Annotated in this window: 2 protein-coding genes and 1 pseudogene; all 3 read left to right on the top strand. The window is 62.8% G+C overall.

What is annotated here, in order from left to right:
• Positions 1-448: 448 nt before the first annotated feature.
• Positions 449-970 carry a hypothetical protein gene (locus tag NKJ20_RS33945; RefSeq protein ID WP_352749941.1) on the top strand — a complete coding sequence of 174 codons (522 nt, stop codon included), beginning with the start codon at positions 449-451 and terminating at the stop codon, positions 968-970.
• A gap of 190 nt (positions 971-1,160) precedes the next feature.
• Positions 1,161-1,580, top strand: coding sequence for a hypothetical protein (locus tag NKJ20_RS33940; protein ID WP_352749939.1), 420 nt, complete (start codon positions 1,161-1,163; stop codon positions 1,578-1,580).
• 25 nt (positions 1,581-1,605) lie between these two features.
• Positions 1,606-1,945, top strand: a pseudogene (locus NKJ20_RS33935) (ATP-binding protein); the annotation flags it as partial.

Genomic DNA, 1,945 nt, shown 5'->3' with positions numbered 1-1,945 from the left:
CTGGAAGGCGGACAGTGACGCTGGTGGAGCTGGCCTGGGCGACGGCGCCGGGCGATCCGAATGCGGCGGAGGCGGAGCAGGGGAGTTTGGCTGTGTGAGACTGGCCCATGCTGCTCGGCGCATTGGCTGCGCTGTACGCTATGTTGATCTTCGCGATCGGGATCGAGGTCCCGCGGCGGCTGATCGGCAGAAAGCCGCTACGGCTCTAGATTGCCGGCGCGGTCGCAGTGATGATCGGGTACATGCGCCCTGATGGCATCCATGCCGTCTCCCGGGCGGAGAGAATCCTGATGGTGGCTATTCTGCGGCTTGCCGCCGCCGTGGGTGGGACTGTCTACTGGCTGGTGGCGGTCAAATTGGCGCTATCCTGATACTCTTGCTCAAGTGTCTGCTCTGCGGCTCCAAGTCGCGAGCGGTTTCATGCGCATTTTTCGAAGGAGGTTTTGCTATGAAAATGTCCCGTTTTTCGAACACCGGCGCTGCGGCATGGCTGGTTGGAGCCCTGCTCAACCTTGCCGCGCTCGGCGTCACGAAAGCGGAGGCTGCCGACATGCACCAATTGTGCCGCCAGGTGCACAACGACGACACGATCCAGGACTATTCGCCCGCGCTTCATGACGAGACGGTCCAGGCGTTCAAGGCGCTCGCTCCGGACGCTCAAATTGCGCCGGACGATTCCGAACTGCGGGCACAGGCCCAATATCGCTGCATGGACGGCAAGGTCATGGTCTGCTTCGTCGGCGCCAACCTGCCCTGCAGCAAGATGAACGCGGCACGCGACAATCCTGGTGCGGATGAGTTCTGCCGGCAGAATCCAAACGCGGAAGACGTTCCAGCCGCCGCGACGGGTCACGATACCATTTATTCCTATCGATGCCGCAACGGCCAAGCTGAGATAGCAGACGACTTGTGGGAACTCGACGAACGGGGCTTCGCGAAGAAACTTTGGGCTGAGCTACCCGATCGCTAAGTCCGCTCACGCCAAGTGTTTTCTTGGTGGGCGCTAAACTAGATATGTTTCGCCTGATGGCGCGAAGCCATTTATGATCGATTCGTGGCGGCAGCACCCGCAAGGAATCGTGACCGACGCCATGCGGCTGGCGGCGCTGCCGGAGTAGTGCTGCGCGCCTGCTTTGGCTTGGGCTAGCCGGAGGATCGGAATGGGTCTCGACGTGGCAGTTTTCAAAAGCGCTTCGACCATGGAGCGGGAATTCCCCGGCTATCGCTTTCAGCGGGAACCGACAACGGGCGAATGCGAGGTGATCCATCCCGAGGGCATAAATCTCACCTGGGACGTGGTCACGGTGTGCGACTGGCGTGTCGGAAACATCGCCCACGTCGCCGCGCTTAGGGAGGCGATTGCCGGCCTTCTCGGCGAAGGCTCGGCCTTGGAACGGATTGTCCTTTTTTCAGCCTGCAGTGTCGGAGATGCCATCGAGGAGCCGAGCTTCGTCGAGCTTGAGCGCGAATTGCGGCTGATCGAATCCAGCACCGACGCATGGGTTCGGGAATTTGCCGATGGACTATCGGAATTGATCCGCATGGCACGGCGCGAGAAAAACCCTATCGTGTTTGTGTGACCGGCAAGCCAAGCAGAGCCCCCATGGCCGGACCTTTCTCGATATCGACATGGCGCGCGCCGCCGACCTTCTCGGCATGGAGCGCCGCCAGGCCGAGGCTTTTCGCGACCTGGAGCGCGGGCAATTCATGGCGCTCGGCCCGGCGCTGTCGCGCCGTCCGCTCGGCTTGCGCATCGGCCCGACCGATACGAGTCCGCGCAATGCGACCCCGCGCCTGATGCCGCTGCCGGAAGCGGGACTGGAGGACGCGCGCGCGATCATCCTGGCGGCCCCGCCGCCCGAAACCGTGCGGCCGCAGCGCCGCTCGTCGCCGGACCTGCTCGATCAGCTGATGGCAGCAAAATCGGCGGCGCTGGAAATCCGCC

Source organism: Mesorhizobium sp. M0185, from assembly GCF_040322175.1.
Lineage (GTDB): Bacteria > Pseudomonadota > Alphaproteobacteria > Rhizobiales > Rhizobiaceae > Mesorhizobium.
This window is presented reverse-complemented; position numbering and strand designations above follow the sequence as displayed.